This is a genomic window from Oleiphilus sp. HI0080 (genome assembly GCF_001635135.1).
On the sequence record NZ_LWFU01000310.1, the window covers coordinates 1 to 5,507 of the forward strand.

Below are 5,507 nucleotides of genomic sequence, written 5' to 3' on the forward strand. Positions count from 1 at the left end.
CTCGGGCGGTAAAGACAGCTATACCATGCTTTCCATCCTCATGAGTCTGCAAAAAAGCGCACCTATTAACTTTGAACTTGTGGCAGTCAACTTAGATCAGAAACAGCCTGGTTTTCCGGAGCATATATTGCCTGAGTATCTCGAGTCCTTAGGGATTGAATACTACATTGTTGACCGAGATACTTATTCCATCGTTAAGTCGAAGATTCCCGAAGGGAAGACGACCTGTGGCTTGTGCTCTCGTCTGCGCAGAGGCACGCTCTATTCTTTTGCAGAAGATATAAAAGCGACGAAGATTGCCTTGGGGCATCACAAGGACGACATTGTCGAAACCATGTTTTTGAACATGTTTCATGGCTCCAAATTGTCTGCGATGCCGCCAAAACTCCTCTCGGATGACGGCCGCAACATTGTTATTCGACCGCTTGCGTATAACCGTGAAAAGGACATCGAGCGCTTCGCAGATATCATGGAATATCCGATCATTCCATGTAATTTATGCGGCTCGCAAGAAAACTTACAACGTCAAACCATCAAGACAATGCTGCAAGACTGGGAGCGCCAATATCCCTCGAGAGTAGAGGCGATATTTAGCTCTCTTCAGAATGTCGCGCCGTCGCAGCTAGCGGATACAAAACTCTTTGATTTTGAGAGCCTTGAAATAGACCGCTCAGGGCAACGAAAGCCCTATGAGTTTGATAATGATCAAATCATTTCGTCTTCAAAGTCTAGCGAAGATATGGGTATTGTTCAGGTGCTAGAAATCTATCAGCCTTGAGTCAAAATAGGCGAGTAGTGCGGAGTCAGGTGCTTTTACTGATAAAAATGCACTAATTGAGTAAGGGACCAGACACCATAAATGAGCAAGGCAATACCGGCTGCTTTTCTGAATCGTGTGCTATTCAGCCACGCTGTGGCTTGTTTGCCCATAAACGACACCCCGAGCATACTTGGCAGCGTTCCAATACCAAAGCACAGCATTGTGAGCGCTGAGTTAAACCAATGCGCTTGAGAGCTTGCGTAGATCAAACTTGAATATACTAAGCCGCAAGGCAGCCAGCCCCAAACTAAACCGAGGCATATCGCTTGAGCTTGGCCCGAAGGGCGAAGATAGCGTTTTCCGAGAGGTTGTAGCCTACGCCAAACAAGACTCCCTAGCTTTTCACTTAATATGAGTCCATTGAACCAACCCGCTAGGTAAAAACCCATCAGAATCAGCATAATGGCTGCAAGCGCCCTTAAAGCGGTTAAGGCACCTAAATATTCTGCGAACCAAAAACCGATCAACCCTACAAAGATACCCGCCATTGTGTAAGACACGACACGGCCTAGGTGATAGCTAAGAACATAGCTTTGTTGGGAACTCTGAAGGCCTAGCGCTGATGATAGCCCACCGCACATGCCGAGGCAGTGGCCTGAACCCAATATTCCAAGTAGAAAAGCGCTTAGCAGGGTTTCAAGCAAAATAGGTGTTTACTCCTGTTCAGACTTTGCTAGAGGCTTGTTTCTCGGTTTATCGTCTGGGCCTGGAATCATGTCATCATCGTCATCAAACAAGATGCTGTGGCCGGGCCCTTCAAGGTCATCGTATTGGCCGTTCTTTATAGCCCAGCCAAAAAGTACAATCGCAATGGTCACTAGAATGAGAGAAACAGGAATCAGTATGTAGAGAATTTCCATAAGGCCTTACGTGCTTCGAAGACGAGTAGAATTAAAAACGACAATCAATGAGCTAAGTGACATGCCAAGTGCCGCAAAGTACGGCGGAACAAGGCCAATCATCGCCAATGGTAGCATGCAAAGATTATATCCGAGCGCCCATGCGATGTTTTCTTTTATGATTTTACGTGTCTTTGAAGCGTGCTCAAAGGCTTTCGCCAGGACATCTAGATGCTCGTTTAATAGCACGGCATCTGAATTCAGTTTTGTGAGATCACTGGCGCTGCCCATAGCAATAGAGAGATCAGCCTGTGCTAAAACGGGCAGGTCATTAATGCCATCGCCGACCATAACCACACTTCGGCCCTTGTCTTGTAACGCTTTGACGTAGGCGAGTTTGTCTTCGGGGCTTTGCTCAGCGTTTATATGCGCAATCCTCAGTTTTTCAGCGATGTTTTCCACGGCAGATTGCTGGTCGCCACTCAATATATGGATGGTTGAGCCGCGCTTAGCGAGTGCTCTAACTGTCTCGGCTGCTTCAGGGCGGAGTGTGTCGCTAAGATCGAATCGCGCCAAAATATGCTGATCTGAACTAAGAAATACTTGAGAGTGACTTTCCTTAGCGCCGCTAACAGATGAGAAGCCGTCTTTTGTTACCTGTTCGATAAAGCGCGCGCTACCCAGAAAATAGCGAGTTCCCTCTACCTCGCCGGATACGCCCTGGCCGGTATGATGCTGAAGATTGCTCGCTGAAGTCGCGACAGAGCAATCAAATGCTCTCGCAATCGGATGGTGCGTCTCCCGTTCCAACGCTGTTGCAATGCCAAGAACGTGCTCCTCCGACTGGCCCGATAAAGGTTCTATGTGTGCGATACTCAGTTTGCCTTGCGTCAGCGTTCCTGTCTTATCGAAAATGACATCATCAGCGCGCGACATTGCTTCCAAAACATGGTTCTTCGCCAGAAGGAAGCCGAGTTTACGGAGTGCTGCTGTAGCCCCCGTGAGGGCGGTCGGTGTGGCAAGGGATAGTGCGCAGGGACATGTTACGACTAGAACTGAAAGCGTGATTGCCAGAACATGTTTTGAATCATTCAAGAACCAGTAGACCCCTGTTGCAGTGCAGGAGACTAAGACCAAAGCGACAAAATAAGATGCAAGATTGTCTGCCATTGTTTGTGTTCTAGGTTTTGCTGATTGTGCTTGGCCTATCAAGCGGACTATTGAGGAGAGTCGGCTAGACTTTGCTGGTGCGCTAACGCGTATCTCAATAGTATTTTCGATGTTAGCCGTCCCTGCGCTGACAAAGTCATGCTCGTTTTTTGCGACGGGCAAGAACTCCCCGGTTAGCGCGGCCTCATCAAACAACGATGATCCCGACACTACAACGCCATCGGCAGCAGCAACTTCGCCCTGTTTAATACGCAAAATGTCACCGGAGGCGATACGATGGCTTACCACACTCTGAGGTTTTCCGTTGACCATGATCGTTGCCGTCTCAGGCAGAAGTTGGTCCATATCGGCGTCATCAGTAAGAAAATGATGGCGAGTCTGCATTTCGACAAAGCGTCCAACAAGTAGGAAAAATGCAAACATCGCAACAGAGTCAAAATATACATCTGACTCGAGCGTCGGAACCGTGGTGATCGTCGTAAAGGAGCTGGCGAGATAGGCAACGATGATAGCAATGCTCACAGGTACATCCATGCTGAGCTTCTTTGCTCGGAGAGAGCGGATTGCCGCGAGGTAAAAAGGCAGGGCTGAGAACAATACGACAGGTGCCGCCATGAACATGCTGACCCAGCGAAATAAACCGATTAACTGCGTATCTGCATCGTTGTACATCCCGAGATAGAGTGGGATCGAAAACATCATGTTCTGCATTGTGGCTATGCCAGCGACCGCAATACGGAAAATGGCCATACGCTTTTCTCGTATCGCCGCGACTTTAGCTTCGTGATGTCGGTAAGGCTTCGCTTGATAGCCGAGCTTACGTGCTTGAATCAACGCATTACTCAGTTGAAAGGAAGGCTCCCATTCGATGAATGCTTTATGGGTGCTGTGATTGATCGAGAAGCTGAGAACGCCATCGAGTCGATTGATTTCACGTTCGAGAAGCCAGATACACGCCGCGCAAGTAATACCGGAAATACTAAGAGAGGTTTGTCGTGAAGACTGCTGAGAGGTTTGCGTGTCGTCAACGCTGACTGTCTGAACAAACTCTTCCTGGAGCAGGGGGTCGTCATACAGTCTGAGTTGCGTGATTTCGTCATCAGCAAGTTCCAGTGGCTTGCTCGCGAGGGCTGTTCGATGGCTGTAGAAATTTTCTAGTCCGTCATCTAGGATGACTTGCGCCACAGCCTGACAGCCATAACAGCAGAACGCAGCTAGCTGCCCCTTAATTTGCAGTTGCGCATGAAATCCTAGTGGAATCGTTTCTCCGCAATGAAAGCAGTTTTGGCTCATCTAGCCTCGTCCACATAGCATGGCCGTAAGAAGTTCCCTACAACGCCCTATGGTGTCATTACAAAGGCATTCGTGGGAAGGGAAGTCTGGCGACGAATACGCCAAGATTCGTCATGCGAATATAAGTCTAAATACCAAAGCCCGCTCAAATTCTCTGGCACCTGAGCGGTATACCCTGACGGGCTCGGAAAAAGCTTTGTTTCGCTGTCGAGGTTTCCAAGTGTTGGGTGCACTAGCTTCAACGTGAGAAACGGCTCAACTTCTGTGGCGAGAGAAGCCAAGTTTATGATCACGTCGCCATCTTCTTTGATGGTGACCGTCGCCTCTACGGCAAGTGATTTTGCGAGCTTGTCTTGACCAATGGTCTGATTTATTTCCATGCCATATTTATAGTAGTTGTCATTTACCAATGAATCTTTGCCGGTTACGGCATGGTAGATCATGATACTACTAAGAATGACAGAAGCAGCTGGAACACTCATTACAAAGAGAAGCCAGCGTTGCTGATACCACTTCTGTTTCGGTTCGCTCATTGCTTGGGTACTCATAAAATTTACTCTTTTGATCCGAGAAAGCGACTTTCTGAGTACGCTTCAAGTTCAGGATTGTCTATGGAGCGAACGGTAAAGTTGATTTCATTACTGCTGCCTGGTAAATCGGACGGTTTCGCTTCGACAATTGTTGGGAGATTGTATACTTCTCCGGAAACAACTTCGAATTCAGAAGTCGTACCAATCTTCAAACCATCAAAGCCGGAAACTTCAAGCGTCATGCGTTGATTCTCATCAGTCATATTCATAACTTTAACGGTATAAGAGTTCTCTATCTCGCCCAACCCATTGAGCTGGAACAGAGAGCCTCGATCACGAATTACATCAATTTCGAGCGGTACGCGATTCAATATATGCATCAGGAATGTGCCTGTCATAATCACGAGCAACGCCGCGTAAGCAATCGATTTTGGCCTTAAGATATGGCTCGACTTACCTTCGAGTCGTTGTTCGGTTGTGTAGCTGATCAAGCCTTTTGGATAGTTCATTTTATCCATGATTGAGTCACAGGCATCAATGCACAGGGCGCAGCCGATGCATTCGTACTGCAGCCCATCACGGATATCAATGCCGGTGGGGCAGACTTGAACACACATGCCGCAATCAACACAGTCGCCAAGGCCTTGCTCTTTATAATCTGCGTTGCGCTTGCGGCTGCCTCGTGGATCGCCCCGACCTTTGTCGTACGAGACGATGAGTGTATCCGGATCAAACATGACCGACTGAAAGCGCGCGTAAGGGCACATATAGAGACAGACCTGTTCGCGCAACCAGCCTGCGTTTAAATAAGTCGCTACAGTAAAGAAGCCGATCCAGAAGTAGGCCCAACCGTTC

6 protein-coding genes are annotated in these 5,507 nt (G+C 48.2%); 1 reads left to right on the plus strand and 5 read right to left on the minus strand.

What is annotated here, in order from left to right:
* On the plus strand, positions 1 to 778 hold a 778-nt coding region (gene ttcA, locus A3751_RS03355), incomplete at its 5' end, for a tRNA 2-thiocytidine(32) synthetase TtcA (protein WP_068452062.1).
* A 35-nt stretch (positions 779 to 813) separates the two neighbouring features.
* Here the strand turns inward: ttcA and A3751_RS03360 are convergent.
* The 5 genes from A3751_RS03360 to ccoG form a co-directional block, all read right to left on the minus strand.
* Positions 814 to 1,464, minus strand: coding sequence for a sulfite exporter TauE/SafE family protein (locus tag A3751_RS03360; RefSeq protein ID WP_068452065.1), 651 nt, complete (start codon positions 1,462 to 1,464; stop codon positions 814 to 816).
* 9 nt (positions 1,465 to 1,473) lie between these two features.
* On the minus strand, positions 1,474 to 1,680 hold the full coding sequence (ccoS, locus tag A3751_RS03365) for a cbb3-type cytochrome oxidase assembly protein CcoS (RefSeq protein ID WP_068452068.1): 207 nt from the start codon (positions 1,678 to 1,680) through the stop codon (positions 1,474 to 1,476).
* Positions 1,681 to 1,686: 6 nt separating this feature from the next.
* Positions 1,687 to 4,122: a heavy metal translocating P-type ATPase gene (locus A3751_RS03370; RefSeq protein ID WP_068452071.1), complete on the minus strand. Its 2,436-nt coding sequence runs from the start codon at positions 4,120 to 4,122 to the stop codon at positions 1,687 to 1,689.
* 47 nt (positions 4,123 to 4,169) lie between these two features.
* A complete protein-coding gene (locus A3751_RS03375) occupies positions 4,170 to 4,670 on the minus strand; it encodes a FixH family protein (protein WP_068452074.1) in 501 nt (166 codons plus the stop codon).
* 5 nt (positions 4,671 to 4,675) lie between these two features.
* Positions 4,676 to 5,507, minus strand: an 832-nt coding sequence (gene ccoG, locus A3751_RS03380; protein WP_082863028.1) for a cytochrome c oxidase accessory protein CcoG, incomplete at its 5' end; no start/stop codon positions are given.